This window comes from Paraclostridium benzoelyticum, assembly GCF_001006285.1.
GTDB classification, from domain to species: domain Bacteria; phylum Bacillota; class Clostridia; order Peptostreptococcales; family Peptostreptococcaceae; genus Paraclostridium; species Paraclostridium benzoelyticum.
In genome coordinates this window covers 1-1,208 of the sequence record NZ_LBBT01000003.1, presented here as the reverse complement: position 1 = coordinate 1,208, position 1,208 = coordinate 1, and the positions used below count along the sequence as shown (strand labels likewise).

Here is a 1,208-nt window from a genome sequence, read left to right as displayed (position 1 = left end):
TACTATTTGTAATCTTTGATTTAACTGGATTGCAATTTTAACTATATAATATTAAAATAATATCTATATTTTAATATTATATAATTTTAGTTTAAATCAATAAATAACTAAGTTATAACATAGTTTTAATTTGATATTTTACAATTTAAACATTGGATTATATTCGCTTTGTTCTATTGTTTTTAACTCTCTATAGTTACATTTGATACTTTTTTCTTTATCTCAAATACAGCTCCGTTATTATCAATTTGAATATCAAATTTTCCATTTATATCTTTTTCATCAATTCCATCAATATTAATTTTACTTCCTTTTGGAATAGTAACTTTTATGTCCCCAATATCTTTATTAATATGATATTCATACCCATCTTTGATATTTTTCAGATTTAATCTAATGTCTCCTATTTTAGAATTTATATAGCACTGTTTTATCTCTCCAGTATAAACTAAATCCCCAATATTTATATCCATATCTAATCTATCATAATCATTGTCTAATATAATATCTCCAATTTTACTTCTGACATCAAGAAAATTAATATTTTCAGGAATCATAATTATACTTTCAATATTTGTAGCAGTTATACTTTCCTTACTTTTGAATAATGGATTTAAGTATATATCTCCGTCTTGAACTTCACAGTAAATACTATCTAATGTGTCCTTTAATTCTTTTTCATTTGTTCCACTAAGTTTTTTATTCATAGTTATTATAACCTGAGAGGAACTATGTTTTTTTATTTTTAATAAACTACAATTATTCTTTATAATTAACTTATACCCTTCAGTCTTAAAACTATATTCTGACACTTCTTCTTTACTATAACTATTCCAATTACCATTGGAAAATTTAACTCCGCCTTTTATAAAAGTTTTTTTCATTATTTTCTCCTTTTAGATTAAATGTACCCTGCTATTTTTTAGAAAGTTCATTCATAAGTTTAGAAAAATATGTATCGCCTTTTATTAAAGTTTCATAAATTATTTAAATACTATATTTTATTTAATTTCTTACAGAACCTACTTCTATAAGCTTTCATCTCATTTGTTTTAAATAAACCTTCTAATTCATTATCTCCAGTTAGTACATCTCCACATATATACTTGAATCCATTTCTTTTCGATATATTTATTGCATGATCAAATAACTCTTTAGAAATATACTCCCTATCTTCTAAAGTTTTTAACTTATCTTGATCTACATAT

General features: G+C 22.8%; 2 protein-coding genes. Both read right to left on the bottom strand.

Translation table 11 applies throughout. The features are described 5' to 3' along the window. Positions 1 to 182: 182 nt before the first annotated feature. The gene (locus tag VN21_RS00090) at positions 183 to 884 is read right to left on the bottom strand and encodes a DUF4097 family beta strand repeat-containing protein (protein ID WP_046821475.1); all 702 of its coding nucleotides are present in this window, start codon (positions 882 to 884) and stop codon (positions 183 to 185) included. A 110-nt stretch (positions 885 to 994) separates the two neighbouring features. Next, the coding region (locus VN21_RS18505; protein WP_046821474.1) for a hypothetical protein at positions 995 to 1,208 on the bottom strand (214 nt) is incomplete at its 5' end.

Excerpts from the sequence above, each read along its gene's own strand:
- VN21_RS00090 (WP_046821475.1), bottom strand. The coding sequence starts at position 884 with ATGAAAAAAACTTTTATAAAAGGCGGAGTTAAATTTTCCAATGGTAAT.